The sequence below is a fragment of the Mediterraneibacter agrestimuris genome, assembly GCF_943193195.1.
In the GTDB taxonomy this organism is placed as follows: Bacteria; Bacillota; Clostridia; order Lachnospirales; family Lachnospiraceae; genus Schaedlerella; species Schaedlerella agrestimuris.
On sequence record NZ_CALPDG010000009.1, the window covers coordinates 70,637 to 95,943 of the forward strand.

Genomic DNA, 25,307 nt, shown 5'->3' on the forward strand with positions numbered 1-25,307 from the left:
GGAATAAATTTTATGAAGAGAAAAGTTTGGAAGAGAAAAATAATATCTTTTTTGGCAATAATTGCAGCAGCACTTGCGATGAACGAGTCTATTGTGTTTGCAAATGAAGATATTGTGTGTGGTGCAGATATTGGTTGGATGAGTCAAATGGAAGATGAAGGAGTTACTTGGGTAGATGATGACGGGGTAACAACAGATCCTCTTGTTTTATTGAAAAATAAAGGGATTAATGCGGTAAGACTTCGTGTTTTTGTAAAACCATCTTCGGATTTTGAGTGGACAAAACCAGATGGGACCGTTTGTAAACTTGGATATACCGATACAGCTGGTCTATTATATTTGGCACAAAGAGCCAGAAATCTCAATATGAAAATATTAGTAGATTTTCATTATAGTGATTATTTTGCAGATCCTTCTATTCAAGATGTCCCAAGTGAATGGGCAGATGCAACAACTTCAGAGTTAGAACAGTATATATATGATTATACTGTTTATATAATGACACGGTTGGCAAATGAGGGGATTTACCCGGAATGGGTACAGGTGGGAAATGAGGTCAGCCATGGGATTCTGTTTCCAACAGGGTCAAATACAACCAACGATTTTACACAGCTTACTCGCTATTTGAACAGCGGATATGATGCCGTTAAAGCTGTAAGTCCTAATAGCAAAGTGGTTACGCATCTAACGCATGGTGCGGGTATCGATCATTTTGAATGGTTTTTCAGGAATTTTCTGACTGTTCAAGGAGGAAAGACTGATGTTATTGGTATGTCTTACTATCCGTATTGGATGGGGGCAAATGATATTGAAAATATGACATATAATTTAAATAAAATGGCTGCAAAATATGGAAAGGAAGTCATGATTTGTGAAACGGGTGATTACGAAACAAATCCAGAAGGAACTTATACTCTGATGCGCCAGGAGATGAATGCTTTGAAAACTGTAGCAAATAATAAAGCTATTGGTATCTTTTACTGGGAACCAGAAGCGAATTCGGCACTTCTTCCAGATGGATATCCTTTAGGTGCTACTGAATTAGTTGGTGAGAAAACATTGAAGTTTACATCAGCATTGGATGCTTTTATGACGGAGCCGGAATTTTTGGATGATGAATGTAGTTTTGAAATTCAGAATTATAATAGTGGAATGGCTTTGAATGTCGCCGGAGGATCCCTTGAAAATTCTGCGGTAATTGAACAGTATACATACGATAAATGGAATAGCCAGAAATGGATTTTTGAAAAAGTCGATGGAAATTATTATAAAATTGTCAATAAAAATAGTGGAAAAGTTCTGGACATAAATGGTTTGTCAACATCTGCAGGAACTTCGTGTATTCAATATGATTATAATGGAGGTTGGAATCAGATGTGGGAAATTGTTTCGACAACAGAAGGGCAATATAAAATAAAAAATCGTTGGAGCGGATTGTATTTGGGAATTGCTAATGCTTCTGAATCCAATGGCGCTGTATGTGTGCAAATGGAAGATAATGAAAGTGACAATCTTAGATGGTACTTTTTGGTAACAGAATAGTATAATAATAAATTTTAGAGGGTGAAACATTGGTGGTGTGCGTCCCGTCAAGTAGTCAATTAAATAAATATATGTTTTTTTGCTGCCCAGCTTATGCTGGGCAGCATTTTTATGCAGCCATGAGCATTTCATGACTTTAATTTTCACTTTGTTTTAGCCATATGAAATCCCATCCCCGAAGTGTTACCGTCTCAAGCTCCTGTTTTTTGTCGGAGACAAGATTCTCATAGACTCTGCGCTCCGGCATCCAGATTGTTTTCTCTTCATCGCTGTAATTAAATACGGCGTGAAGCGTTTGGCTGTCTGTCTTACGGACGAGCCAGAGGATAGAAGTATCATTGTAATCTTTTGCGTATATATCAGCTTCGGCGGCAAATACTGCTTCGGCAAACCGGATTTTCTCAAGTGCTCCCAGTCCGGCAAATAGTTTCCCCTGCACACTGTCCGGGGCAGAGATGTTATCTGTGAGATTCCAGCGGAACGGACCTCTGTGGAGATAACGGGAATCTGCTGCTTTGTCAGGATTCTGCTTATAGGTATAGTCGTTTACCTGACCGATTTCATCACCGCTGTACAGCATTGGGATACCGGACTGTGTGAGCATGCATGCGTGCAGTGTCAGAATCTTTCTGATTGCCAGCTCCATTTTTTCAGGGTTTTGCTCGAAGCCTGCGCTTTCGACTCCGCACATGGAGGCTGTTGTTCCGCAGAATCGGGCGTCCATCGTGAGGGGATCGTCATTATACAGTTCTCCGCGGCTTGGACTTCCTTCTGTTTTGCCGCAGAAATAGTCGTTTAGATATTTCTTGTGCGGGATTTCTTTCATTCCCCAGTATTTTAATGTCTCATAATCCAGTCCCCATCCGATATCATCATGACAGCGCAGATAATTGAGGAATGTGTATTCTTTTGGAAGACCGCCCACAACATTTATCTGTTTTTTCAACAGGCGGATATCTCTGGTCGCTACGGTGTTCCATGTAGTTGCCATGGTCGTTACGTTGTAGAGCATGTGGCATTCCGGCTTTTCTACGGTGCCGAAATACGGCGCTACCTTATCCGGCTCCATGACCACTTCGCCGAGCAGCACAATACCCGGGCAGACGATCTCGCTGATGATCCGCATGATACGGACAAGGGAATGTACCTGTGGAAGATTCCTGCAGGAAGTCCCCAGCGTTTTCCAGATATAAGGAACGGCATCGATGCGGACAATATCAATTCCCTGATTCGCAAGATAGAGGAAATTGTACATCATTTCATTGAACACCCGTGGGTTATGGTAGTTCAGATCCCACTGATAAGGATAAAATGTTGTCATTACATAGTGGTTCATATCCGGAAGATAAGTGAAATTGCCGGGGGCAGTTGTGGGGAACACCTGAGGAACCGTTTTTTCATATTTTTGCGGTACGGTTGGATCAGAATAGAAATAGTAACGGCTCATATATTCCCCATCGCCGTCTTTTGCCTTTTTCGCCCATTCATGTTCTTCTGACGTATGATTCATGACAAAGTCCATACACAGGCTAATCCCTTTTTCATGACATTTCTCTGCGAGACGGGCAAGATCCTCCATTGTTCCAAGCTCTGGCTTTATCTTGCGGAAATCTGCCACGGCATATCCGCCGTCAGATCTTCCTTTCGGAGAATCCAGAAAGGGCATGAGGTGCAGGACGTTTACATTACATTTTTCAATATAAGAAAGCTTTTCTTCGACGCCTTTCAGATTGTCTGCAAAACAGTCGATATACAGCATCATGCCGAGCATCCTTCTGTCCCGGTACCAGTTTTCGTTGGCTTCCCGCACTTTGTCGAGCTTTTTAAGTTGTTGGTTTCTTTTGTCATAAAACTGTTTCATCTGGCTGCACAGTTCTGCGAACATATCTCCGTTATTGTATAGTTCCATATACAGCCAGCGAAGCTCATCGTGATGTTTTCCGAGACGCTCCGCGAAAATCTGGTCGGCTTCCGTCTGCTTTGCCGCTGCGGATCGTCTGCTTGCTACATGTTTCTTCTTTGCCATCCTGTCACCTCTGTTTTACATTATTCTTCGCTTACGAAATGCCACTGGTATGTCTGGTATTCGCCCGGAAGTACCGGAGTGGGAATACCGGCTTCCATGAGTACAGTGCTGTTATACCGTATTCCGCTGTGTGTGTCACGGTATATTGTGTTTTCCTTTAATCCGCGGACTTTGATGTAATCAACGGTCATATTTGCATGTTTTTTGATGCTGACTGTCTGTACCAGCGCTTCGGTTTTGTCCTCGGAGACAAATTCCCAGGCTCCCTGATTATCAGTCTGGGGATTGGTCAGGCGGTAATACAGACCTTGTTGTATGAGTGATGCGTATTGTTTGTATTCTTTGATCTGGCGCCGGATTTCTGCTTTTTCCTCTGCGCCAAGCTCTTCCAGATTCAGTTCGTATCCGAATGTACCCGCCATTGCCACGGCGCCTCTTGTCTCCATCGAGGTGATGCGCCCTGTCTGATGATTTGGTGATGCAGACACATGTGACCCTACGGAAGAGGCGGGATAAATGAAAGAGGTTCCATACTGTATTTCCAGCCGGTCAACAGGATCGGTGTTATCGCTGCACCATATTTGCGGGGTATAGTACAGCATGCCTGCGTCAAATCGGCCGCCGCCGCCGCTGCATCCTTCAATCAGTATATGAGGGTAGCGGTTTACAAGGCGCTCGAGAAAATCATAGAGTCCCAGTACATAATCATGCAGCACACGGCCCTGATTGTCTGTGGCTGCCGAATAGACGTCGGTAATGCTCCGGTTCATATCCCATTTGACATATTCCACATTACCTTGATCCAGTACAGCGCATATTTTTTCATAGATATAATCGACAACCTCTTTTTGGGAAAAATCAAGTACAAGCTGATGTCTGGAACGGTTGGGGGTGCGTCCGGGGATCACCAGTGCCCACTCTGGATGTTTCCGATACAGATTGCTGTCTTCATTGACCATTTCAGGCTCGATCCAGATTCCGAATTTCAGTCCGAGACCGTTGACCTTTTGGATTAACTCTCCGAGACTGCAGCCTAATTTTTTCTCGTTTACTTCCCAGTCGCCAAGTCCCAGAAGGTCGCTGTCCCGGCTTCCGAACCAGCCGTCGTCCATGACCAGCATTTCGATTCCCAGATCTGCCGCCTGTTCTGCCAGCCGCAGGAGGCTTTCCCCTGTAAAATCAAAGTAAGAAGCTTCCCAGCTGTTGATCAGGATTGGACGTCTTGTTTCTTTATACATGCCCCTGCATAAATGAGTGCGCATACAACGGTGAAGGTTCTGAGAAAGTGTTTCAAGTCCTTTAGAAGAATAGGTCAGGATAACCTCCGGCGACTGGAATTCTTCTCCTGTTTTGAGAGCGTAGTCAAACTGCTCTTCGCTCAGTCCCATAAGGAGTCTTGTCTGGGAATATTGGTCCATGCCCGCTTCACTCTGAAAACCGCCGCTGTAGACAAATGTCATTCCGTAGCAGCCGCCTGCTTTTTCGGTAGTATCGTGTTCAGCTAAAATAACAGCCGGGTTATATTGATGACTGGAAGTACCGCGTAAGCTGCCTATTTTTGTGATACCATGTCCGACAGGCATCCTCTGCATATTCCGTTCCATTGCATGTCTGCCGTAAAAGGTAATATAATCATAATCTCCGCTTAAAATGTCCAGGCATGCCGGAGCCAGCTTTTTTATGGCAATCTGTCCTTCCCCTGTGTTGATGATTTTCACACTTCTGGTGATGATGTCATAACCGGGAAGTATGCCGTAGAGCAGCAGTGCGGTTATATTTGTTGCCGGGTCTTTTAACGTGATCTCCAGCGTCTGTGCGTCTTCATCCTTTGCATAAACAGCCGGCAGTCCGGGGAGGTTATACTTGCCCGGACGGATGCTGTGGGATACATACCGGAAATCACTGCAGTATGTATGGTCTGTATTTTGGATGATGCAGGCGGGGGACCTGAAGTCCCCCGTTCCAAGTGAAGGAAATTCCTGCGGCAGAGAATCCATAGAGTATGTTTTATCGGTGCCTGCCTCGTAAGGGTTACCGGAAAATCCTCTGTCATAATAAGTCAACAGATAATCCATGCATCCTGCCGCGGATCTGCCATAGTATAAATGCAGCAGAAATCCGTATTTGTCAATCTGCATCTGATAAGTTGTATGTTTTGTATGTAATGTGATTGTCTTGTCGGCTTCGTTATAGCTGATACACATTTTCTACCTCCTATTTTACGGCGCCGTTTACCACACCGTTGATAATTTGTTTCTGGCAGATGATGTAGAAGATTAAGATCGGTATCAATGCCAGAAGGTAAGAAGCAAATGCAAGGTTATAATTTGTTCCGAATTGTGTCTGGAAATTAAGCTGTGCCAGAGGCAGTGTATTCTGTCCGGTGCCTGACATAATGACAAGGGGAGTCATAACATCGTTCCACACGGCAAGTGAGGTGATAATGGCAACGGTAGCGTGCATTGGCGTCATCAGCGGGAAAATTACTTTCCAGTAAGTGCGCCATGTACTTGCACCGTCTACTCTGGCTGCTTCTTCTAGTGCAACAGGAATGTTTACAAGATATCCTGAATAAAGGAGTACATTCATCGGCATGTAGAATACCACATACAGGAGAATGACGCCAGCCCAGTTACCCAGTCCCATTGATGCTGTCTGCTTTGCAAGGGGCATCATCAGAATGGCAAACGGAACAAACATACCGCTTACTACAAAAAGGTATACAAATTTGTAAAAACGGCTGTGGGAGCGGTTACGTCCTACGGCATATCCCAGCAGGGAGTGAAGCAGGATCGAGAGTATCACTGTAACCACTGTGATCAGGATACTGTTTCTGAGAGAATGCCAGAAATCTGTCACCTCCATTGCCTGGGAGAAGTTGGAAAAGCTCCATTTTGAAGGCAGGGACAGAATTCCGGAGATGGTGTTGGTCATTTCTGAAGGCTGTTTGAATGCAATTACAATTGCCATATACAGTGGGAATGCAATCGTGCTTAAGCCAAGCAGCAACAAAATCATAACCGGCCAGTTTGCTTTTACTCTAACTGCTTTTTCTTTCATTATAACTGCTCCTCCTTTCGATTAGCAAAAGACATCTGCGCTGCGGAAATCGCAACAATCACAATAAAGAAGATGACTGCGTTTGCGCTCTGATATCCAAAGCTTCCGCCTTTCATACCATTGTTGTAGATCAGGTAAGAGATGGATTCTGTACTTTGTGCAGGTCCGCCCTGTGTCATAGCCATGATCTGGTCGAATACCATAAGGAAGTTCTTTACGCACAGCACTGTATTGATCGTAAAAAATGGAATGATGAGCGGGAAGGTCAGGTGACGGAATTTTCTCCAGCCTGTAGCCCCGTCAAGGGAACCCGCCTCATACACATCTTCAGGAACTGTTTGCAGACCGGAAATGTAGATGATGGTGTTCATAGCGATATTCTGCCAGCAGCATACGATCATAATAGCGATCCATGCAGTTTTTTCACTTGCAAGCATACTTTTTCCCAGTGCTCCGCTGCCTGTGAGATCTCCGAGGGCAGGAAGTATGTAAGTGAACAAATACTGGAAAACATATCCGACTACCAGAGCTCCGAGAACGTTCGGAAGGAAGTATGCCGCCCGGAAAAATCCTTTGGCGCGGATTTTACTGTTTAATCCCAATGCCAGTAAAAGACTGATGACATTTGTTACGATAGTTGCGCATATTGCCAGCTTAAATGTGAACAGATAAGAGTTCCAAACGCGCGTGTCTGTGAAAAGGTCCATGTAATTTCTGAAACCTACATAGTCGTAGGTACCAAATCCTTTGAAGTTAGTAAAGCTGTAGATAATGCCTCGGATCAAAGGAATTGTATTGAAGCAGATAAACAATGCCAGAATCGGTATTGTCATCAATAAAAATGTCCGTTTTCTATCATTTTTCATTTTTTCCTACTCCTTTCTTATTTTGTACTGCCGTGTTCTTCCTCGTGCATCTGTACTTTACGGATGATGTCACGGTTGTAACGCTGCCAGTCCTTGTCGAATCTTGCCAGAAAAGCATCCATATCCTCATTGAGTACATAGGTCTGAAGGATGGCGTCCACTGCCATTTCAGATGGATAATAGTGGTCCTGGTAATCTGTCATGTTTCCTGAATCTATGTATTCACGCATGCCGTCTACCATTGGAGCAAGGTCGAAATCTCCTTCTTTACAAGGAATCGCATTCTGAGCGTCTACATAATCCTGAATGTTTTCATTTTCCAGAAGGAAATCAAGTACCTCGTAAGCGGCTTCCTTGTTTTCACATGCCGATGTCACACAGAAACCGAGGTCGATTCCGGAGTTCAGTGTGTTGCCGTCCTTTTTATTGCTGGCAGGCATTACAAAGGAATCAATATTCATTTCCGGATTGACGGACAGAATCTGTGGAACCGCATAGCTTCCGATTGGGTACATGGCGGATTCACCTCTTGCAAATGCAGTGCAGGCATCATTATAGCCGTATGCGATCGGATCTTTTGGTCCGTATTCAATAAGTTTAATATATTTTTCTGCTGTTTCTTCGTACCCCTCGGTAAATGTTGCTGTTCCCTTGTTGACCTGTCGGCAAAGATCTGCCGGAGCCAGATCGACTGCAATACCATTCCACGGAGCCAGACATGTCCATGTATCTCGGAAACCGAAATAGAAAGGAAGGATTCCTTCACCCTGAATTTCTTCGCATAGCTGGATAAGTTCATCCCATGTGGTTGGGATTTCCCAGCCGTGTTCTTCAAACATTTCCTTATTATATAGAATACCGGCTGCATTCGCCATATATGGCACCATATAGGTTCCGTCTGTCGGAATGATCTCCAGCGCTTCTGCGATATCGACATAGGCTTCTTTAATATCTCCCAAACCATCATAGTCGGATACGTCTGCGAGTATCTCTGCGTCTGTGAAGTAAGAATAGTTGATATCACCGCCGATTCCTATGATATCTGGATAATCTTCCCGGATGAATCTCGTCCTCATGATGGTGGATGCGTCATAAGGGGACGAAATCGTCAGATGGATATTGTCATGTGTCGCATTGAATTGTTCCTCTATCTTGTCAAAATAAGTAGCAGCTTCCGGCTTGTATTGTAAAATCTCTATCTCTGTCTTTGCGCCGGAACCATTGTTTCCGGAACAACCCGACAGAAACAGTACACTGACCATACCGGCAGCAATTGCTGCACCAAGGTATTTTTTCCCTTTTTCTCTCATTTTTTTGTCTCCTTTCTGGGTTTGTTTCTGATGAATTTATTTTAACATATCATTATGCGTCCGTGAATAGCGGTATTTTTGGAGTTTTATACCAAAATGATTGTTTTTGTAAGATATATTGAAATCAACTAGCATTTTGATATATGATGATATCAGGGGTGAAAGGACATGCATTTCATGCTTGCATGAAATACGGAGCAATCCGTGTATTATAAAAAATGTGAAAGGAGGTATATCGTGAGCAATATATTATACTCTATTTTCCCGAGTGAGAATTTTGTTGATCTCGGACTGTACCAATATGGATGGGAGCAGTGCGATCCCGCCCATTCCTACGGTCCGGCGACGAGAAATCACTTTCTGTTCCACTATGTAATATCAGGCGCAGGGATGCTGCTTGCCGAGGATTCTCACGGGGAATCCCTGACATATCATATAAAGACAGGACAGGGGTTCATGATTTTTCCTCACCAGATCTGCACCTATGTGGCGGATAAGGATGTTCCGTGGGAATATACATGGCTGGAATTTGACGGATTAAAGGCAAAAGAACTGGTAGAATCCGTTGGTTTTTCTGTGAATACCCCCATTTATCGTCCAAAACATAAGGACTATACTCAGAAAATGATGGATGAGATGCTGTATATTTGTAATCATTCCCAGGAATCCCCGTTTCATCTGATTGGACACTTGTATCTGTTTCTGGATAACTTTGCCCACTCATGTGCGTGGCAGCTTCAGAATTCTGGCAGTAGGATGAGAGACTTCTATATTAAAGAAGCGCTGACTTTTATTGAACAAAATTTTCAGAATGATATTACGATTGAAGATATCGCAGCGTTCTGTAATTTGAACAGGAGTTATTTTGGAAAAATATTCCACAGCGCCATAGGTAAGACTCCGCAGGAATTTTTGATTTCTTATCGCATGACGAAGGCGGGAGAGTTGTTAAAGCTCACAGATTTATCTATTGCAGATATCGGGAATGCGGTTGGGTATCCGAATCAACTTCATTTTTCCAGAGCATTTAAAAATGTGTATGGTGTTTCACCGAGAACATGGAGATATGAACAACAGGAGTGATAAATGTAACAGTTCAGCATAGGAGTTTGCACTTGCTGCAAACTCCGTAAAAATGCGTGAAGGGAAATAGAATCCGCCCTTTCACCGCAGGTGAATTTAAAATAGGGCGGATTCAGTAACAGTGCAGCCGGAAGGCTGAACTGTTACTGAGAAATTGGTACTGCAAGGCAGAAGCGTTGAAAAGGGGGAGATGATTCTTGAAATGATACACTTAAGAATCTGATTATAGTTATTATTATGAAGGATATACTACTTATTAGATAGTAGAATTATAATAGAGAATGAGCTGCATGTAAGGACTGGAAAGAGGCGAGACGATAAATGAGATGGCTGGGAAAAAAACAGTTAGGGATGATAGTAGCTGCAGGTGTGGTGCTGGTAAGCAGTATTGATGTTACAGTATATGCTGCAGAGGAATCAAAGGGCAGTTATGATCAGGAATCAAAAAGTGACTATAATATAGAAGAAATACATTCAACGGAAGAGGAAGTATCAGCAGGATGTGCTCTGGAGGACGGAGAAATCGGGTATGTGGCTTTGGGAGATAGTATTCCGAATGGATATTGTGCAGACGGAGAACCAGAGATGATAAATTATCCGAATTTGCTTGTAGCAGATCTTAAGGAGTTGGGCGGAGACTGTGTTGAATTTTCACAGTTTACAAAAAATGGGCTGAGTGCTAAAAAGATGAATAAGACAATACTTCAGGATGAAGCGGTATTAAGTGAACTTGAGACGGCAGATGTTGTAACTCTGACAGTCGGTGCTAATGACCTGATGAATGAATTCAAAAAAGTGGCACGTGAGATATTAAATAATGAAAAAAAGTTTCACAATGTATACGAAGCTATGGAGGCGCTGCAGGAAGGAATCTCAGAAAATCCGCTGCTGCTTGTAAAGTGTGCGGGAGCATTGGGAGATTGGGATTATGCTTCTTTTGAGAAAGAGTGGATCGCTGCAGTGAAAACGATAGATGAGCAATGTCCGGAGCAAAGCCAGCTTGTCGTGACGACCATTTATAATCCGGTAGAGCGGATGGAACTTCCGGGAACTTTGAATGCGGTCATTGAAACCATAATCTCTAAAATGAATAAAACAATGTATGATCATGCAGAAGAGTATGATTACCGGGTTGTGGATCTGTTTGATTCCGGTATCGGAGGGTGTACGCAGTCAGACGGACTTCATCCAAACCAAGAGGGACAGGATATGATTCGGGATCTGATCGTAGGAGAACTTGACCTGGATGCATTTTCCAATGAAAAGTTAAATGAAGAAATAGAAGCCCGGAAGCAGAAAGAGATGGAAGAGGCAGCAAGGAAGGCGGCAGAAAAAGCAGAACGTGCAAAGTCAGAACGGAAAAAGAAGATTATAAAATATATCGGATTATCTGCGGCAATAGTCAGTGCAGCTCTGATAATTGGATTGTTCTTAAAAAAATACAATTTTTAAAAAAAACTACTTGAAAAATCAAATGTGATTCGTTATACTAAGAGAGCTGTGGCATGATAGCTGTGAAGCGAGAGGTTGCTGCCGAGTGTAAGATACACAAAAGCAGGTTTTCCGTGGAGCGAATGTCAAGTTAGGAAACTGGCGACAAGTCACTGTACGAATCACAATGTAATTCGCTGACGTATTGCTGAAAAGTAAGATTTCTAAAAAACAGAAATCAACAATCGGCATGCATCGCACATAAGCAGCGAAAACCGTTGCTAAGTGCTCTTAGCGAGAAACAACGTGTGAGTTTCTCACGACACACACGGGAGAGTGTACAGTCACCGCTTGTCGTACTGAAGTAAAAAGTACGAAAAGGAGGCGACTTTTTTTATGGCAAGTCAAGTAATGAGAATCACATTGAAGGCGTATGATCACCAGCTGGTAGATGCATCCGCAAAGAAAATCATCGAAACTGTAAAAAAGAACGGAGCACAGGTGAGTGGTCCGGTGCCACTTCCGACTAAGAAGGAAGTAGTTACAATTCTGAGAGCTGTACACAAGTACAAAGACTCCAGAGAGCAGTTTGAACAGAGAACTCACAAGAGACTCATCGATATCATTACACCAACCCAGAAGACAGTAGACGCACTGTCCAGACTGGAAATGCCGGCAGGTGTGTTCATCGACATCAAGATGAAAAATAAGTAAAACACCTAGCGAGGCAGAAACATTTTAATTAAGAAACAGTAATTCCTAACATTTAGGATGAGCACCCATGCGGCGCTCCGCTGTAAATAACAGGAGGTAGTTATAATGAAGAAAGCTATTTTAGCGACAAAAGTCGGAATGACTCAAATCTTCAACGAAGACGGAACATTGATTCCGGTAACAGTTCTTCAGGCTGGTCCTTGTGTAGTAACACAGGTTAAGACAGTAGAGAACGATGGTTACAGTGCAGTTCAGGTTGGATATGTTGACAAGAAAGAAAAGATTGTCACAAAAGACAAGAGCGGCAAGAAAGAAATCGCACACAGAAACGGTGTAACAAAGGCTGAGAAAGGTCACTTTGACAAAGCCGGTGTTTCTGGTAAAAGATATGTAAAAGAGTTCAGATTTGAAAATGCTGAAGAATACACACTTGCACAGGAAATTAAGGCAGACATCTTTGAAGCAGGAGATAAGATTGATGCAACAGCAATTTCCAAAGGTAAAGGTTTCCAGGGAGCTATCAAGCGTCACGGACAGAGCAGAGGACCTATGACTCATGGTTCTAAGTTCCACCGTCACGCAGGTTCCAACGGCGCTGCATCCGATCCGAGTAAAGTATTCAAGGGCAAGAAGATGCCTGGTCAGATGGGTAACAAGCAGATTACAGTACAGAATCTGGAAGTTGTAAGAGTTGACACTGACAACAACCTGCTGTTGGTGAAGGGCTCTGTACCGGGACCGAAGAAATGTCTCGTAACAATCAAAGAAACCGTTAAGGCTGCTAGATAGTCTGATATCAGGAAAGGAGGAACACACAGATGGCAAACGTATCTGTTTATAATATCGAAGGTAAAGAAGTTGGTACAATCGATCTGAACGATGCTGTATTTGGTGTTGAGGTAAACGAACATCTTGTACACATGGCAGTAGTAAGCCAGCTTGCAAACAAGCGTCAGGGAACACAGAAAGCTAAGACACGTTCTGAAGTTTCCGGCGGCGGAAGAAAACCGTGGAGACAAAAAGGAACAGGTCATGCAAGACAGGGATCCACAAGAGCTCCGCAGTGGACAGGTGGTGGAGTCGTATTTGCTCCGACGCCAAGAGATTATTCTTTCAAGATGAACAAGAAAGAGAAGAGAGCAGCTCTGAAGTCTGCACTGACTTCAAGAGTGGCAGAGAACAAGTTTATCGTGATCGATGAGCTGAAGTTCGATGAGATTAAGACAAAGAAGTTCCAGGAAGTTTTGAACAACCTGAATGTAAACAAAGCGCTGGTTGTGCTTGAAGACGGTAACAAGAATGCAGAGTTTTCTGCAAGAAATATCACCGGAATTAAGACAGCTAAGACTAACACGATCAATGTATTTGATATCCTGAAGTACAACACAGTAATCACAACGAAGGCTTGTGTTGCAACAATCGAGGAGGTGTATGCATAATGGCTAACGTACAGTATTATGACGTAATCCTTAAACCGGTTATTACAGAGAAGAGCATGGAGCTGATGGCTGACAAGAAATATACATTTTTAGTTCATACAGAAGCTACAAAATCTCAGATTAAAGAAGCTGTCGAAAAAATGTTCAGCGGTACTAAAGTAAAGAATGTAAACACAATGAACATGGACGGCAAGAATAAGAGAGTCCGCGGCACTTACAAATATGGTAAGACAGCTAAGACAAAAAAGGCAATTGTCCAGCTTACAGCTGACAGCGCAGATATCGAATTGTTTGAGGGTCTGTAGACTTAACGAGAGCAAGCTGAAGGCGCAGATCGAGTTTTAGTCGAGACCCGTTCGCAACGCTTAGCGATGCATCTACTATGCAAGCTTAGCAGAGCGAACCTGATATCTATTGCGAGAACCGATATCAATCAGATATCCGATGTAATTTATACGCATACAAGCGTGACAACAAATATTGAGCAGACGAAAGGAGAGACAGTAATGGGAATTAAAACATATAACCCATATACACCTTCTAGAAGACAGATGACTGGTTCTGATTTCTCTGAAATCACAAAGACAACACCTGAGAAATCTCTGTTGGATTCAAAGAAGAGAAAAGCTGGTCGTAACAGTCAGGGTAAAATCACAGTTAGACACCGCGGAGGCGGAGCTAAAAAACAGTATAGAATTGTAGACTTTAAGAGAAAGAAAGACGGAATTCCGGCAAAAGTGATCGGTATCGAGTACGATCCGAACAGAAGCGCTAACATCGCTCTTATCTGCTATGCAGACGGTGAGAAAGCATACATCCTTGCTCCGGCAGGACTGACAGATGGAATGACAGTAATGAACGGACCGGAAGCAGAAGTTCGTGTAGGTAACTGCCTGCCGCTTTCCGAGATTCCGGTTGGTACACAGATTCACAATATTGAGCTTTATCCGGGAAAAGGCGGACAGCTTGTTCGTTCCGCGGGAAACAGCGCTCAGTTGATGGCAAAAGAAGGAAAATATGCAACATTGAGACTTCCGTCCGGTGAGATGAGAATGGTTCCGATTATTTGCAGAGCTTCCATTGGTGTTGTAGGTAACGGAGAACACAACCTGATTAATATAGGTAAGGCAGGACGTAAGCGTCACATGGGTATCAGACCTACAGTACGTGGTTCCGTTATGAACCCGAACGACCATCCGCATGGTGGTGGTGAAGGTAAGACTGGTATCGGACGTCCGGGTCCGAGTACTCCGTGGGGTAAACCTGCACTGGGTCTTAAGACACGTAAGAAAAACAAATCTTCTAACAAGCTGATCGTAAGAAGAAGAGATGGTAAAGCAATCAAATAATTAGTATTTAAGGAGGTTAGAACCTATGGCTCGTTCACTTAAAAAAGGACCATTTGCAGACCAGAGCTTACTGAAAAAAGTAGACGCTATGAACGCTGCAGGTGATAAATCAGTTATTAAGACATGGTCACGTCGTTCTACAATCTTCCCGTCATTCGTAGGGCATACATTTGCGGTACATGACGGAAGAAAACACGTACCGGTGTATGTTACAGAAGATATGGTTGGACACAAACTCGGTGAGTTCGTAGCAACAAGAACATACAGAGGTCACGGAAAAGACGAGAAGAAATCCAAAGTTAGATAATAAACAACATTTTGAAAGGAGGATTCATCCATGGCTAAAGGACATAGATCCCAAATCAAGAGAGAAAGAAATGAGCAGCAGAGAGATACAAGACCATCAGCTAAGATTTCTTACGCTAGAGTATCTGTTCAGAAAGCTTGTTTTGTATTAGATGCCATCAGAGGCAAAGATGTACAGACAGCGCTTGGTATCCTGGCTTACAACCCAAGATATGCGTCAAGCGTGATCGAGAAGTTATTAAAATCAGCAATCGCAAACGCTGAGAACAACAACGGTATGAGCGCCGAGAACCTTTATATTGAAGAGTGTTATGCAAATAAAGGACCGACAATGAAGAGAATCAGACCGAGAGCACAGGGTAGAGCTTATAGAATTGAGAAGAGAATGAGTCACATCACTATCGTGCTGAATGAAAGATAAGGAGGAAAATAATGGGACAGAAAGTTAATCCTCATGGCTTAAGAGTCGGAGTTATCAAAGACTGGGATTCCAAATGGTATGCAGAGAAAGATTTCGCTGACAACCTTGTAGAAGACCACGAAATCAGAACATTTTTAAAGAAGAGATTATACAGTGCCGGAATTTCCAAGATTGAGATCGAAAGAGCTTCCGACCGTGTGAAAATTATTGTTTATACAGCTAAACCGGGTGTTGTTATCGGTAAAGGCGGAGCTGAGATTGAGAAAGTCAAGGCTGAACTTGCACAGTTCACAGATAAGAAGCTTATCGTGGATATCAAGGAAGTAAAGAGACCGGACAAAGACGCTCAGTTAGTAGCAGAAAATATTGCACAGCAGCTTGAGAACCGTATTTCTTTCAGACGTGCTATGAAATCATGCATGTCCAGAACTATGAAATCTGGAGCGCTTGGTGTTAAGACATCTGTATCCGGACGTCTTGGCGGAGCTGATATGGCTCGTACAGAGTTCTACAGCGAGGGAACAATTCCGCTTCAGACACTGAGAGCTGACATTGATTATGGATTCGCAGAAGCTGACACAACTTACGGAAAAGTCGGTGTAAAGGTTTGGATTTACAAAGGCGAAGTTCTTCCGACTAAAGGTAACAAGGAAGGGAGCGATAAATAATGTTAATGCCAAAAAGAGTAAAACGTCGTAAACAGTTCCGTGGTACTATGAAGGGAAAAGCCCTGAGAGGTAACACGATTTCATATGGTGAATACGGTATTATTGCAACAGAGCCGTGTTGGATTCGCTCCAACCAGATTGAGGCAGCCCGTGTTGCTATGACACGTTATATCAAGCGTGGCGGTAAAGTTTGGATCAAAATCTTCCCAGACAAACCGGTAACAGCAAAACCAGCAGAAACTCGAATGGGTAGCGGAAAAGGTGCATTGGAGTACTGGGTAGCAGTTGTTAAGCCAGGACGTGTAATGTTTGAGATCGCAGGAGTATCTGAAGAAATAGCCAGAGAAGCTCTTCGTCTTGCAATGCACAAATTACCTTGCAAATGCAAAATCGTTTCTCGCGCAGAATTAGAAGGCGGTGATAACAGTGAAAATTAATACATTTGTAAACGAATTAAGAGGAAAATCCGTAGAGGAATTGAATCAGGAATTAGTAGCTGCTAAGAAAGAGCTTTTCAACTTGAGATTCCAGAATGCGACAAATCAGTTAGATAACACAAGCAGAATTAAGGAAGTTAGAAAGAATATCGCTCGTATTCAGACTATGATCACAGAGGCAGGCCGATAGGCTCAAAGCAACTTGGCGAGGTATTATCGAGTCTAGCGCGAAGCCATTCTTTGAGATTAGCGAGGTGTTATCGAGCTTAGCTAAAAGAACTACCTTATAAAACATTTGAAAGGAGTAGCAACTGTGGAAGAAAGAAATTTGAGAAAAACCCGTACAGGCAAGGTTGTCAGTGACAAAATGGACAAGACAATCGTTGTTGCAGTAGAGGACCACGTTAAGCATCCGTTGTATAAGAAAATCGTAAAGAGAACTTATAAGCTGAAAGCTCACGATGAACAGAACGAATGCCACGTTGGGGATACAGTAAAAGTTATGGAAACAAGACCGCTGTCCAAGGACAAGAGATGGAGACTTGTAGAAATCATAGAGAAAGCAAAATAATTGCTTTACGTTTGTGAGTAGATTAAAGGAGGTTTACCTGCATGATACAACAGGAAAGTAGACTTAAAGTAGCCGACAACACAGGCGCAAAAGAGTTGCTGTGTATCCGTGTACTTGGCGGTTCTACAAGAAGATATGCCAATATCGGAGATGTGATCGTTGCAACTGTTAAAGATGCAACACCAGGCGGCGTTGTTAAAAAAGGTGATGTTGTTAAAGCTGTAGTTGTTCGTTCTGTAAAGGGAGCACGCCGTAAAGATGGTTCTTACATCAGATTCGATGAGAATGCAGCAGTCATTATCAAAGATGATTTGAACCCACGTGGAACACGTATTTTTGGACCAGTAGCACGTGAGCTTCGTGAGAAACACTTCATGAAGATCGTTTCTCTGGCTCCGGAAGTACTGTAGGGAGGTGCGTAAGAATGTCAACAATGAAGATTAAAAAAGGTGATACTGTAAGAGTCATCGCTGGAAAAGACAAAGACAAAGAAGGCAAAGTACTTGCTGTAAATAAAAAGGACGGAAAGGTTCTGGTTGAAGGCGTTAATATGCTGACAAAGCATACAAAACCGAGCATGGCTAATCAGAACGGCGGTATCGTTCATCAGGAAGGACCGATCGACATTTCCAACGTTATGTATGTACACAAAGGAAAAGCAACAAGAATCGGATTCAAGATGGATGGAAACAAGAAAGTTCGTGTTGCAAAATCAACAGGCGATGTTATCGAAGACTAATTTTGAGGAAGGAGGTTCTTAAACTTGAGTAGACTGAAAGAAACATATCAGAATGAGATCGTTGAAGCAATGATCAAAAAATTTGGATATAAAAATAAAATGGAAGTACCGAAGCTCGACAAGGTTGTTATCAACATGGGTGTTGGCGAAGCAAAGGACAATGCAAAAGTATTAGAGTCTGCAATTGCCGATCTTGAGAAAATTTCAGGACAGAAGGCAGTTGTGACAAGAGCAAAGAATTCTGTAGCTAACTTCAAGATCAGAGAAGGTATGGCAATCGGATGTAAGGTTACATTGAGAGGCGAGAGAATGTACGAGTTCGTTGACCGTTTGATCAACCTCGCACTTCCGCGTGTACGTGACTTCAGAGGTGTTAACCCGAATGCATTTGACGGAAGAGGTAACTACGCACTTGGAATCAAGGAACAGCTTATTTTCCCGGAAATCGAGTACGATAAAATCGATAAGGTAAGAGGTATGGATGTAATTTTCGTTACAACTGCCAAGACTGACGAAGAAGCACGTGAGCTTCTGAGACAGTTCAATATGCCGTTTGCAAAGTAATTAAGGAGGGAAATCATGGCAAAGACATCTATGAAAATCAAACAGCAGCGCAAGCCTAAATTCTCTACAAGAGAATACAGCCGCTGTAGAATTTGTGGTCGTCCACATGCATATTTAAGAAAATATGGTATCTGCCGTGTCTGCTTCCGTGAACTGGCATACAAAGGTCAGATTCCGGGAGTAAAGAAGGCAAGCTGGTAAGCACTGAACCGAAAGCAACTTGGCGAGGTGTTGTCGAGCCTAGTGCGAGGTTGTTCTTTGAGCTTAGTGAGGTGTTAACGAACTTAGCGAAAAGAACTTCCTTAGAAAGCGAAGTTTGAACTTAGGCACACGGAACCGAAAGTAGTTTAGTGTGCGAGGCTGTTCTTTGAACTTAGTGAGGTATTAACGAACTTAGTGAAAAGAACTTCCTTAGTCAGCACAGGCAGAAATGTATAATAGATAAATAGAGAAGGAGGATACATCCACATGACTATGAGCGATCCAATTGCAGATATGCTTACAAGAATCCGTAATGCAAATACTGCTAAACATGATACAGTTGATGTTCCTGCATCTAAAATGAAGATTGCAATCGCAAACATTCTTTTGGATGAGGGATATATCGCAAAATACGATATCGTAGAAGACGGAAACTTCCAGACAATTCACATTACCCTGAAATATGGTGTTGATAAGAATGAGAAAGTTATTTCCGGTTTGAAGAGAATTTCCAAACCAGGTCTTCGTGTATACGCTAACAGCGAGGATATGCCGAAGGTACTTGGCGGACTCGGAACTGCTATCGTATCAACAAACAAAGGTGTTATCACAGATAAAGAAGCAAGAAAACTCGGCGTAGGCGGAGAGGTACTGTGCTTTATCTGGTAGACCGAAAGCAACTTAGTGAAAGCAAGCCGAGAGGCGCAGCTTGAACTTAGTGCGAGGTCGTTCTTGGCGCTTAGCGATGCATTAAGTACTTGGCGAGGTATTGTCGAGCCTAGTACGAAAGCAGGTACGCTGAACAAAGTGAAGCGTATCCTACACGCGAGCTTAGCAAGAAGAACTTCATTGTCCCAGCGCTTAGGCGCACGGACGCAAAAGCAACTTAGTGAAAGCAAGCCGAGAGGCGCAGCTTGCGCTTAGGCGCACGGACGCAAAAGTAACTTATTGAATACAGAGGACCGCCAGGTTTGAAAAAACCTCGCTAAGTATTCAATGCGAACTGAAAACAGAACGGACTAAAGCATCCGTTCCGAAAATTTAAGTTATTAGGAGGACAAAGGTATGTCACGTATTGGAAGACTGCCAATTACAATCCCGGCAGGCGTTACTGTTGAGATTACAGAAAATAATGTAGTGACCGTAAAAGGTCCGAAGGGAACTCTGTCAAAAGAGCTTCCGGTAGAAATGGAAATTAAGCAGGAAGGCGAAGAAGTAATCGTTACAAGACCGAACGACTTAAAGAAAATGAAATCTCTTCACGGTCTGACAAGAACACTGATCAACAACATGGTTGTTGGTGTTACAAACGGATACGAAAAAGTTCTGGAAGTAAACGGTGTAGGTTACAGAGCAGCTAAATCCGGTAATAAACTGACACTGAACCTTGGATATTCTCATCCGGTAGAGATGATCGATCCGGAAGGTGTTGAGACAGTTCTGGAAGGACAGAACAAGATTACCGTTAAGGGTATCGATAAAGAAAAAGTTGGCCAGTACGCAGCTGAAATCAGAGACAAGAGAAGACCGGAGCCATATAAGGGCAAGGGTATCAAGTATGCTGATGAAGTTATCAGACGTAAAGTTGGTAAGACTGGTAAGAAATAATTAAGGAGGGTGTGAAAATGGTTAGTAAGAAATCAAGAAGTGAAATTCGCAGAAAAAAACACATGAAATTGCGTAACCGTTTCAGCGGAACAGCTGAAAGACCGCGTTTGGCTGTGTTTAGAAGTAATAATCATATGTATGCACAGATTATTGACGATACAGTTGGGAACACTCTTGTAGCAGCTTCCACTCTTCAGAAAGACGTGAAAGCAGAGCTTGAGAAGACCAATAACGTTGATGCTGCAGCATATCTTGGAAAAGTCATTGCTGAGAAGGCAAAGGAAAAAGGTATTACAGATGTTGTCTTTGACAGAGGCGGATTTATATATCAGGGTAAGATACAGGCATTAGCAGACGCAGCAAGAGAAGCTGGGTTGAATTTCTAGGAAGGGAGAACACATAATGAGACAGGAACGTATTGATGCTAGCCAGTTAGAGTTAGAAGAAAAAGTGGTATCGATCAAGCGTGTTACCAAGGTCGTTAAAGGTGGTCGTAACATGAGATTCACAGCTTTAGTAGTTGTTGGCGATGGTAAAGGCCATGTTGGTGCAGGTTTGGGAAAAGCTACTGAAATCCCGGAAGCTATCCGTAAAGGTAAAGAAGATGCAACAAAGAAACTGATTGAAGTTTCTCTTGATGAGAATGACAGCGTAACACATGATGTTATCGGTAAGTTCGGAAGCGCTTCAGTTCTGTTGAAGAAAGCCCCGGATGGTACTGGAGTAATTGCCGGAGGTCCGGCACGTGCGGTTATTGAGTTGGCAGGAATTAAGAATATCCGTACGAAATCTCTGGGTTCTAACAACAAGCAGAATGTAGTACTTGCTACAATCGAGGGTCTTAAAAATGTGAAGACTCCGGAGGCTGTTGCTAAACTTCGTGGTAAATCAGTGGAAGAGATCGTGGGCTAATTATAGGAGGTAATTGTAATGGCAAATTTAAAAGTTACACTTGTAAAGTCTACCATCGGTGCCGTACCAAAGCACAGAAAGACTGTAGAAGCTTTGGGACTGAAGAAGCTGAACAAAACAGTTGTATTACCGGATAATGCAGCAACAAGAGGTATGGTACAGCAGGTTAGACATTTAGTGAAAGTTGAAGAAGAAGCATAATCATAAAAGATAAGGAGGTAATATCATGGACTTATCAAATTTGAGACCGGCAGACGGTGCAAAGCAGAGTGATAATTTCAGAAGAGGCCGCGGACATGGTTCAGGAAACGGTAAGACAGCCGGAAAAGGCCACAAAGGTCAGAGAGCTCGTTCAGGCGGCACAAGACCTGGCTTTGAAGGCGGTCAGATGCCTTTATACAGAAGAATACCGAAGAGAGGTTTCACATGCAGAAACTCTAAGACAATTGTAGGTATTAACTTAAGCGCGCTGGAAATTTTTGAAGATGGAGCTACAGTATCTGTAGAGACATTAATTGAGACAGGAATCGTTAAGAATCCGAGAGACGGCGTTAAAATTCTTGGCAACGGAGAGTTAACCAAGAAGCTTACAGTTCAGGCAAATGCGTTCAGCGCATCAGCTGCTGAGAAGATTGAGGCACTTGGTGGAAAAGCAGAGGTGATCTAATGCTACAAACAGTACGAAGAGCATTTAGTATTGAGGATATTCGTAAAAAATTATTTTACACGTTACTGATGCTTGTCGTTGTAAGATTCGGTTCCCAACTGCCGACACCAGGCGTGGACCCCAGTTTTATCAAGAACTTTTTTGAGAACCAGACCGGTGATGCGTTCAATTTCTTTGACGCATTTACTGGCGGTTCCTTTACTAATTTCTCAGTATTTGCGCTGAGTATTACACCGTATATTACTTCTTCCATTATTATCCAGCTTTTGACGATTGCAATTCCAAAGCTTGAGGAAATGCAGAAAGAAGGAGCAGACGGAAGAAAGAAGCTGGCGGCGATTACAAGATATACAACAGTAGGAATAGCATTGATTGAGTCAACTGCTATGTCAATTGGAATTGGACGTCAGGGACTCCTTGTTGAATACAATTTTGTAAATGTTGCAATCGTAGTATGTACACTGACAGCAGGGTCGGCTTTCCTTATGTGGATAGGTGAACGTATTACAGAAAAAGGTGTTGGAAATGGTATTTCCATTGTACTGCTGGTCAACATCATTTCCCGTGTACCGGAAGATCTGGTAAGACTGTATACACAGTTTGTTAAGGGAAAGACAGTGGCAAAAGGACTTCTTGCGGCAGTGATCATTATTGCGATTCTGCTGGTGGTAGTTATCTTTGTTATTATTCTGCAAGGCGGTGAAAGGCGAATTGCCGTACAATATTCCCAGAAGATACAGGGAAGAAAGACATATGGCGGACAGTCAACACACATTCCGCTGAAGGTGAATACCGCAGGAGTTATTCCGGTAATCTTTGCGTCATCACTGATGCAGACACCGATTATTATTGCTTCTTTCCTTGGAAAGGGAAATGGCACAGGGATCGGAAGTCAGATTCTTCGCGGATTGAACTCCAACAACTGGTGTGATCCGAAAAATTTAATATATTCATGGGGACTGATTGTTTATATTGTTCTTACCATATTCTTTGCATATTTCTACACATCGATTACATTCAATCCTTTGGAAATTGCGAATAATATGAAAAAGAGCGGTGGATTTATTCCGGGCATCCGTCCGGGCAAACCGACCACAGAGTATCTGACAAAGATTTTGAATTACATTATCTTTATCGGTGCCTGCGGACTGGTCATCGTACAGGTTATTCCATTCTTCTTTAATGGTGTGTTTGGAGCAAATGTTTCCTTTGGGGGAACATCACTCATCATTATCGTAGGTGTTGTACTTGAGACGATCAAGCAGATAGAATCCCAGATGCTCGTCCGCAATTATTCAGGATTTTTGAATAGCAAGAGATAATCACACTTGGATGATAATTAAAGAATTTAGCTCGCTGTGTTTTACCTTGTTTAAGGTGAAATGCAACGAGTTAAAGTTGTATTAAGAAGAAATAAGCGGCTAAAATACAGCCGCTAAATACTCATAACGCGCCGACTGGTAAGCACGGAAATACCTTGCTAACGGCGTTGGCATGTATCGCACGTAAGCGGCTAAAATACAGCCGCTAAGTGCTCATAACGAGGAGGTATACAGTATGAAAATTATTATGTTAGGCGCTCCGGGAGCGGGAAAAGGAACTCAGGCAAAGAAGATTGCTGAAAAATATGCGATTCCGCACATTTCCACAGGAGATATCTTCCGTGCCAACATTAAGAACGGAACTGAGCTTGGCCAGAAGGCGAAGACTTACATGGATCAGGGCCTGCTTGTACCGGATGAATTGGTTGTAGACCTTGTAGTAGACCGTGTAAATCAGGATGACTGTGCAAATGGTTATGTTCTGGATGGTTTTCCGAGAACAATTCCTCAGGCAGAGGCGCTTGATAAGGCATTAGCAGGATTGGGACAGAAGGTAGATTATGCGGTCAATGTGGAAGTTCCAGATGAGAACATTATCAACCGTATGTCTGGAAGAAGAGCGTGCGTAGACTGCGGCGCTACATATCATATTGTATACGCGCCGACCAAGGCAGAGGATGTCTGCGATAAATGTGGCGGAAATCTCATTCTTCGTGATGATGACAAGCCGGAGACTGTAAAGAAACGTCTGGATGTATATCATACACAGACACAGCCTTTGATTGATTATTATACAGAGGCGGGAGTGCTCAGAGAAGTAGACGGAACAATTGATATCGAAGATGTTTTCGGTGAGATTGTAAAGATTCTGGGTTAGCCTGTAAATATAGATTTTGCATCGTGATTGTGAAGGTACTGAACAGTTGCGGTTCAAGGGGAATCATACATGGATTTGGAAGCAGGAATGCTCGCAAGGGCAAAGGCAGGTCATGATAAAGATTGTATATATGTCATAATATCTGTCAATGATGAATATGTATATCTGGCAGACGGGAAGCTAAGACCCGTCTGCCGTCCAAAGAGAAAGAACAGAAAACACGTGCAGCCGATTGTATATGCACACTGTGACTCTGTTACTGATGACGCGGTTATCAGGAAAACAGTCAAGGAATTTCTAAAAGAAAACAATTGACATTGATAAAGGAAATAAACAGGAAGTATAAAAGTGCAAAGGAGCACAGGAGGATTTAGTATGTCAAAAGCTGACGTAATCGAAATTGAGGGAGTTGTAGTCGAGAAACTGCCGAACGCAATGTTCAAAGTTGAGTTGGAGAACGGTCACATCGTTCTGGCACACATCAGCGGAAAGCTGCGTATGAATTTCATCAAGATTTTACCGGGAGATAAGGTAACACTGGAAATGTCTCCTTACGATTTGAGCAAAGGACGTATTGTCTGGAGAGATAAATAAAAAAGTTGTTGACTTTGTATGGAATTTGATGTTACAATATGAAATGGTCGTTTCTAGGGATAGGTGTGCCCTGAAATACCAGGTAACCTAAGGATTTAGCAAAGGATAGAAGGAGGATTTGACATGAAGGTTAGATCATCAGTTAAACCAATCTGTGAAAAATGCAAGATTATCCGTAGAAAAGGAAGTATTCGTGTAATCTGCGAAAATCCGAAACACAAACAGAGACAAGGATAGCCACTGGATACTTAGTGGGACCGGGCGCAGTGAGAATGAATTTAGGCGTACGGACGTATTTGAGTTTGATGTATGTGTAATAATTTAGGCGGCTGACGGTCGGACACACCAGGAAGTGTGTAGACTGTTTAATATACAGTAAGGATACACCGTAATCTATCATACAGGTACCGGTAGAGCCGGTGTTCTGCTGCATTCAGGAGAAGTTTTCTAATATGCAGATGTATATTGCTTAAAATACCCGATATGGACGGATGTTCACAGACCTGTCGGGAAAGGGCATGAGATTTCATGTCTGGGCTGGGATATCGGAAGAAATTCTTTTTATATTGTTTCCGGTAGGATACAAAAGGTTACAGTATC

The 25,307-nt window shown here is 42.9% G+C and carries 34 protein-coding genes; 29 read left to right on the plus strand and 5 right to left on the minus strand.

The window, feature by feature from the left end; translation table 11 throughout:
• The first annotated feature begins 12 nt into the window (after window positions 1-12).
• A complete protein-coding gene (locus NFS18_RS06715; protein WP_251389253.1) occupies window positions 13-1,542 on the plus strand; it encodes a glycosyl hydrolase 53 family protein in 1,530 nt (509 codons plus the stop codon).
• Between the two features lie 136 nt (window positions 1,543-1,678).
• Here NFS18_RS06715 and NFS18_RS06720 read toward each other — a convergent pair whose 3' ends face one another.
• From NFS18_RS06720 to NFS18_RS06740, 5 genes are read right to left on the minus strand one after another with little or no spacing between them, the layout of a single operon-like run.
• On the minus strand, window positions 1,679-3,568 hold the full coding sequence (locus tag NFS18_RS06720) for an alpha-amylase family protein (RefSeq protein WP_251389255.1): 1,890 nt from the start codon (window positions 3,566-3,568) through the stop codon (window positions 1,679-1,681).
• A 20-nt stretch (window positions 3,569-3,588) separates the two neighbouring features.
• Window positions 3,589-5,772 carry an alpha-galactosidase gene (locus tag NFS18_RS06725; protein WP_251389257.1) on the minus strand — a complete coding sequence of 728 codons (2,184 nt, stop codon included), beginning with the start codon at window positions 5,770-5,772 and terminating at the stop codon, window positions 3,589-3,591.
• A 10-nt stretch (window positions 5,773-5,782) separates the two neighbouring features.
• Window positions 5,783-6,628, minus strand: coding sequence for a carbohydrate ABC transporter permease (locus NFS18_RS06730; RefSeq protein WP_251389259.1), 846 nt, complete (start codon window positions 6,626-6,628; stop codon window positions 5,783-5,785).
• Window positions 6,628-7,494, minus strand: a complete 867-nt coding sequence (locus NFS18_RS06735) for a carbohydrate ABC transporter permease (RefSeq protein WP_251389261.1) — start codon at window positions 7,492-7,494, stop codon at window positions 6,628-6,630. The genes NFS18_RS06730 and NFS18_RS06735 overlap by 1 nt, the downstream gene beginning before the upstream one ends.
• 17 nt (window positions 7,495-7,511) lie before the next feature.
• A complete protein-coding gene (locus NFS18_RS06740; RefSeq protein ID WP_251389264.1) occupies window positions 7,512-8,804 on the minus strand; it encodes an ABC transporter substrate-binding protein in 1,293 nt (430 codons plus the stop codon).
• A 237-nt stretch (window positions 8,805-9,041) separates the two neighbouring features.
• On the opposite strand from NFS18_RS06740, the gene NFS18_RS06745 reads away from it, so the two are divergent.
• The 28 genes from NFS18_RS06745 to rpmJ all read left to right on the plus strand — a co-directional run bounded on the left by NFS18_RS06745 (window position 9,042) and on the right by rpmJ (window position 24,944).
• Window positions 9,042-9,887: an AraC family transcriptional regulator gene (locus NFS18_RS06745; RefSeq protein ID WP_251389266.1), complete on the plus strand. Its 846-nt coding sequence runs from the start codon at window positions 9,042-9,044 to the stop codon at window positions 9,885-9,887.
• A 321-nt stretch (window positions 9,888-10,208) separates the two neighbouring features.
• The gene (locus tag NFS18_RS06750) at window positions 10,209-11,339 is read left to right on the plus strand and encodes an SGNH/GDSL hydrolase family protein (RefSeq protein WP_251389269.1); all 1,131 of its coding nucleotides are present in this window, start codon (window positions 10,209-10,211) and stop codon (window positions 11,337-11,339) included.
• Window positions 11,340-11,714: 375 nt separating this feature from the next.
• Window positions 11,715-12,032, plus strand: a complete 318-nt coding sequence (rpsJ, locus tag NFS18_RS06755; protein WP_251389271.1) for a 30S ribosomal protein S10 — start codon at window positions 11,715-11,717, stop codon at window positions 12,030-12,032.
• Between the two features lie 105 nt (window positions 12,033-12,137).
• Window positions 12,138-12,821, plus strand: a complete 684-nt coding sequence (rplC, locus tag NFS18_RS06760) for a 50S ribosomal protein L3 (RefSeq protein ID WP_251389273.1) — start codon at window positions 12,138-12,140, stop codon at window positions 12,819-12,821.
• Between the two features lie 29 nt (window positions 12,822-12,850).
• A complete protein-coding gene (gene rplD / locus NFS18_RS06765) occupies window positions 12,851-13,471 on the plus strand; it encodes a 50S ribosomal protein L4 (RefSeq protein WP_251389275.1) in 621 nt (206 codons plus the stop codon).
• Window positions 13,471-13,776: a 50S ribosomal protein L23 gene (gene rplW, locus NFS18_RS06770; RefSeq protein ID WP_251389277.1), complete on the plus strand. Its 306-nt coding sequence runs from the start codon at window positions 13,471-13,473 to the stop codon at window positions 13,774-13,776. The genes rplD and rplW overlap by 1 nt, the downstream gene beginning before the upstream one ends.
• A gap of 201 nt (window positions 13,777-13,977) precedes the next feature.
• Window positions 13,978-14,820 carry a 50S ribosomal protein L2 gene (rplB, locus tag NFS18_RS06775; RefSeq protein WP_251389280.1) on the plus strand — a complete coding sequence of 281 codons (843 nt, stop codon included), beginning with the start codon at window positions 13,978-13,980 and terminating at the stop codon, window positions 14,818-14,820.
• A gap of 25 nt (window positions 14,821-14,845) precedes the next feature.
• Window positions 14,846-15,127, plus strand: a complete 282-nt coding sequence (gene rpsS / locus NFS18_RS06780) for a 30S ribosomal protein S19 (protein WP_251389282.1) — start codon at window positions 14,846-14,848, stop codon at window positions 15,125-15,127.
• Window positions 15,128-15,157: 30 nt separating this feature from the next.
• Window positions 15,158-15,547, plus strand: coding sequence for a 50S ribosomal protein L22 (rplV, locus tag NFS18_RS06785; RefSeq protein WP_251389284.1), 390 nt, complete (start codon window positions 15,158-15,160; stop codon window positions 15,545-15,547).
• An 11-nt stretch (window positions 15,548-15,558) separates the two neighbouring features.
• Window positions 15,559-16,215 carry a 30S ribosomal protein S3 gene (rpsC, locus tag NFS18_RS06790; protein WP_251389286.1) on the plus strand — a complete coding sequence of 219 codons (657 nt, stop codon included), beginning with the start codon at window positions 15,559-15,561 and terminating at the stop codon, window positions 16,213-16,215.
• Entirely contained in the window at window positions 16,215-16,652 is a 438-nt protein-coding gene (gene rplP, locus NFS18_RS06795) for a 50S ribosomal protein L16 (RefSeq protein WP_251389288.1), read from the plus strand. Before rpsC ends, rplP begins: the two co-directional genes overlap by 1 nt.
• Entirely contained in the window at window positions 16,642-16,842 is a 201-nt protein-coding gene (rpmC, locus tag NFS18_RS06800; protein ID WP_178600274.1) for a 50S ribosomal protein L29, read from the plus strand. Before rplP ends, rpmC begins: the two co-directional genes overlap by 11 nt.
• Before the next feature lie 123 nt (window positions 16,843-16,965).
• Window positions 16,966-17,223 carry a 30S ribosomal protein S17 gene (gene rpsQ, locus NFS18_RS06805; RefSeq protein ID WP_251389290.1) on the plus strand — a complete coding sequence of 86 codons (258 nt, stop codon included), beginning with the start codon at window positions 16,966-16,968 and terminating at the stop codon, window positions 17,221-17,223.
• Window positions 17,224-17,264: 41 nt separating this feature from the next.
• On the plus strand, window positions 17,265-17,633 hold the full coding sequence (gene rplN / locus NFS18_RS06810) for a 50S ribosomal protein L14 (protein ID WP_015528295.1): 369 nt from the start codon (window positions 17,265-17,267) through the stop codon (window positions 17,631-17,633).
• A 14-nt stretch (window positions 17,634-17,647) separates the two neighbouring features.
• Window positions 17,648-17,962 carry a 50S ribosomal protein L24 gene (rplX, locus tag NFS18_RS06815; RefSeq protein ID WP_251389292.1) on the plus strand — a complete coding sequence of 105 codons (315 nt, stop codon included), beginning with the start codon at window positions 17,648-17,650 and terminating at the stop codon, window positions 17,960-17,962.
• A gap of 24 nt (window positions 17,963-17,986) precedes the next feature.
• On the plus strand, window positions 17,987-18,526 hold the full coding sequence (gene rplE / locus NFS18_RS06820) for a 50S ribosomal protein L5 (protein WP_251389294.1): 540 nt from the start codon (window positions 17,987-17,989) through the stop codon (window positions 18,524-18,526).
• Between the two features lie 15 nt (window positions 18,527-18,541).
• Window positions 18,542-18,727 (plus strand): type Z 30S ribosomal protein S14, encoded by a 186-nt coding sequence (locus NFS18_RS06825; protein WP_251389296.1) that lies wholly within the window; start codon window positions 18,542-18,544, stop codon window positions 18,725-18,727.
• 267 nt (window positions 18,728-18,994) lie between these two features.
• Entirely contained in the window at window positions 18,995-19,396 is a 402-nt protein-coding gene (rpsH, locus tag NFS18_RS06830) for a 30S ribosomal protein S8 (RefSeq protein WP_251389298.1), read from the plus strand.
• A gap of 396 nt (window positions 19,397-19,792) precedes the next feature.
• Window positions 19,793-20,335 carry a 50S ribosomal protein L6 gene (rplF, locus tag NFS18_RS06835; protein WP_251389300.1) on the plus strand — a complete coding sequence of 181 codons (543 nt, stop codon included), beginning with the start codon at window positions 19,793-19,795 and terminating at the stop codon, window positions 20,333-20,335.
• A 17-nt stretch (window positions 20,336-20,352) separates the two neighbouring features.
• Window positions 20,353-20,721 carry a 50S ribosomal protein L18 gene (rplR, locus tag NFS18_RS06840; RefSeq protein ID WP_178600295.1) on the plus strand — a complete coding sequence of 123 codons (369 nt, stop codon included), beginning with the start codon at window positions 20,353-20,355 and terminating at the stop codon, window positions 20,719-20,721.
• A 16-nt stretch (window positions 20,722-20,737) separates the two neighbouring features.
• On the plus strand, window positions 20,738-21,247 hold the full coding sequence (gene rpsE, locus NFS18_RS06845) for a 30S ribosomal protein S5 (RefSeq protein WP_251389302.1): 510 nt from the start codon (window positions 20,738-20,740) through the stop codon (window positions 21,245-21,247).
• Between the two features lie 18 nt (window positions 21,248-21,265).
• Window positions 21,266-21,448 (plus strand): 50S ribosomal protein L30, encoded by a 183-nt coding sequence (gene rpmD, locus NFS18_RS06850; RefSeq protein ID WP_015528289.1) that lies wholly within the window; start codon window positions 21,266-21,268, stop codon window positions 21,446-21,448.
• 25 nt (window positions 21,449-21,473) lie between these two features.
• The gene (rplO, locus tag NFS18_RS06855; RefSeq protein WP_251389304.1) at window positions 21,474-21,914 is read left to right on the plus strand and encodes a 50S ribosomal protein L15; all 441 of its coding nucleotides are present in this window, start codon (window positions 21,474-21,476) and stop codon (window positions 21,912-21,914) included.
• Window positions 21,914-23,236 carry a preprotein translocase subunit SecY gene (gene secY / locus NFS18_RS06860; RefSeq protein WP_251389306.1) on the plus strand — a complete coding sequence of 441 codons (1,323 nt, stop codon included), beginning with the start codon at window positions 21,914-21,916 and terminating at the stop codon, window positions 23,234-23,236. The genes rplO and secY overlap by 1 nt, the downstream gene beginning before the upstream one ends.
• Before the next feature lie 235 nt (window positions 23,237-23,471).
• Window positions 23,472-24,113: an adenylate kinase gene (locus NFS18_RS06865; protein ID WP_251389308.1), complete on the plus strand. Its 642-nt coding sequence runs from the start codon at window positions 23,472-23,474 to the stop codon at window positions 24,111-24,113.
• A gap of 69 nt (window positions 24,114-24,182) precedes the next feature.
• Window positions 24,183-24,428, plus strand: coding sequence for a KOW domain-containing RNA-binding protein (locus tag NFS18_RS06870; RefSeq protein WP_251389310.1), 246 nt, complete (start codon window positions 24,183-24,185; stop codon window positions 24,426-24,428).
• A gap of 60 nt (window positions 24,429-24,488) precedes the next feature.
• The gene (infA, locus tag NFS18_RS06875; RefSeq protein ID WP_004074886.1) at window positions 24,489-24,707 is read left to right on the plus strand and encodes a translation initiation factor IF-1; all 219 of its coding nucleotides are present in this window, start codon (window positions 24,489-24,491) and stop codon (window positions 24,705-24,707) included.
• A 123-nt stretch (window positions 24,708-24,830) separates the two neighbouring features.
• Window positions 24,831-24,944, plus strand: a complete 114-nt coding sequence (rpmJ, locus tag NFS18_RS06880; protein WP_020436478.1) for a 50S ribosomal protein L36 — start codon at window positions 24,831-24,833, stop codon at window positions 24,942-24,944.
• The last annotated feature ends 363 nt before the right edge of the window (window positions 24,945-25,307 follow it).

Excerpts from the sequence above, each read along its gene's own strand:
- NFS18_RS06750 (WP_251389269.1), top strand. The coding sequence starts at position 10,209 with ATGAGATGGCTGGGAAAAAAACAGTTAGGGATGATAGTAGCTGCAGGT.
- NFS18_RS06740 (WP_251389264.1), bottom strand. The coding sequence starts at position 8,804 with ATGAGAGAAAAAGGGAAAAAATACCTTGGTGCAGCAATTGCTGCCGGT.
- NFS18_RS06870 (WP_251389310.1), top strand. The coding sequence starts at position 24,183 with ATGGATTTGGAAGCAGGAATGCTCGCAAGGGCAAAGGCAGGTCATGAT.
- secY (WP_251389306.1), top strand. The coding sequence starts at position 21,914 with ATGCTACAAACAGTACGAAGAGCATTTAGTATTGAGGATATTCGTAAA.
- rplX (WP_251389292.1), top strand. The coding sequence starts at position 17,648 with ATGTCAACAATGAAGATTAAAAAAGGTGATACTGTAAGAGTCATCGCT.
- rpsH (WP_251389298.1), top strand. The coding sequence starts at position 18,995 with ATGACTATGAGCGATCCAATTGCAGATATGCTTACAAGAATCCGTAAT.
- rpmD (WP_015528289.1), top strand. The coding sequence starts at position 21,266 with ATGGCAAATTTAAAAGTTACACTTGTAAAGTCTACCATCGGTGCCGTA.
- NFS18_RS06730 (WP_251389259.1), bottom strand. The coding sequence starts at position 6,628 with ATGAAAGAAAAAGCAGTTAGAGTAAAAGCAAACTGGCCGGTTATGATT.
- NFS18_RS06715 (WP_251389253.1), top strand. The coding sequence starts at position 13 with ATGAAGAGAAAAGTTTGGAAGAGAAAAATAATATCTTTTTTGGCAATA.
- rplR (WP_178600295.1), top strand. The coding sequence starts at position 20,353 with ATGGTTAGTAAGAAATCAAGAAGTGAAATTCGCAGAAAAAAACACATG.
- NFS18_RS06720 (WP_251389255.1), bottom strand. The coding sequence starts at position 3,568 with ATGGCAAAGAAGAAACATGTAGCAAGCAGACGATCCGCAGCGGCAAAG.
- rplC (WP_251389273.1), top strand. The coding sequence starts at position 12,138 with ATGAAGAAAGCTATTTTAGCGACAAAAGTCGGAATGACTCAAATCTTC.
- rplW (WP_251389277.1), top strand. The coding sequence starts at position 13,471 with ATGGCTAACGTACAGTATTATGACGTAATCCTTAAACCGGTTATTACA.
- rplB (WP_251389280.1), top strand. The coding sequence starts at position 13,978 with ATGGGAATTAAAACATATAACCCATATACACCTTCTAGAAGACAGATG.
- rplF (WP_251389300.1), top strand. The coding sequence starts at position 19,793 with ATGTCACGTATTGGAAGACTGCCAATTACAATCCCGGCAGGCGTTACT.
- rpsJ (WP_251389271.1), top strand. The coding sequence starts at position 11,715 with ATGGCAAGTCAAGTAATGAGAATCACATTGAAGGCGTATGATCACCAG.
- rpsC (WP_251389286.1), top strand. The coding sequence starts at position 15,559 with ATGGGACAGAAAGTTAATCCTCATGGCTTAAGAGTCGGAGTTATCAAA.
- infA (WP_004074886.1), top strand. The coding sequence starts at position 24,489 with ATGTCAAAAGCTGACGTAATCGAAATTGAGGGAGTTGTAGTCGAGAAA.
- rplP (WP_251389288.1), top strand. The coding sequence starts at position 16,215 with ATGTTAATGCCAAAAAGAGTAAAACGTCGTAAACAGTTCCGTGGTACT.
- rplD (WP_251389275.1), top strand. The coding sequence starts at position 12,851 with ATGGCAAACGTATCTGTTTATAATATCGAAGGTAAAGAAGTTGGTACA.
- rplO (WP_251389304.1), top strand. The coding sequence starts at position 21,474 with ATGGACTTATCAAATTTGAGACCGGCAGACGGTGCAAAGCAGAGTGAT.
- NFS18_RS06735 (WP_251389261.1), bottom strand. The coding sequence starts at position 7,494 with ATGAAAAATGATAGAAAACGGACATTTTTATTGATGACAATACCGATT.
- rplN (WP_015528295.1), top strand. The coding sequence starts at position 17,265 with ATGATACAACAGGAAAGTAGACTTAAAGTAGCCGACAACACAGGCGCA.
- rplV (WP_251389284.1), top strand. The coding sequence starts at position 15,158 with ATGGCTAAAGGACATAGATCCCAAATCAAGAGAGAAAGAAATGAGCAG.
- NFS18_RS06825 (WP_251389296.1), top strand. The coding sequence starts at position 18,542 with ATGGCAAAGACATCTATGAAAATCAAACAGCAGCGCAAGCCTAAATTC.
- rpsE (WP_251389302.1), top strand. The coding sequence starts at position 20,738 with ATGAGACAGGAACGTATTGATGCTAGCCAGTTAGAGTTAGAAGAAAAA.
- rpsS (WP_251389282.1), top strand. The coding sequence starts at position 14,846 with ATGGCTCGTTCACTTAAAAAAGGACCATTTGCAGACCAGAGCTTACTG.
- rpmJ (WP_020436478.1), top strand. The coding sequence starts at position 24,831 with ATGAAGGTTAGATCATCAGTTAAACCAATCTGTGAAAAATGCAAGATT.
- NFS18_RS06865 (WP_251389308.1), top strand. The coding sequence starts at position 23,472 with ATGAAAATTATTATGTTAGGCGCTCCGGGAGCGGGAAAAGGAACTCAG.
- NFS18_RS06725 (WP_251389257.1), bottom strand. The coding sequence starts at position 5,772 with ATGTGTATCAGCTATAACGAAGCCGACAAGACAATCACATTACATACA.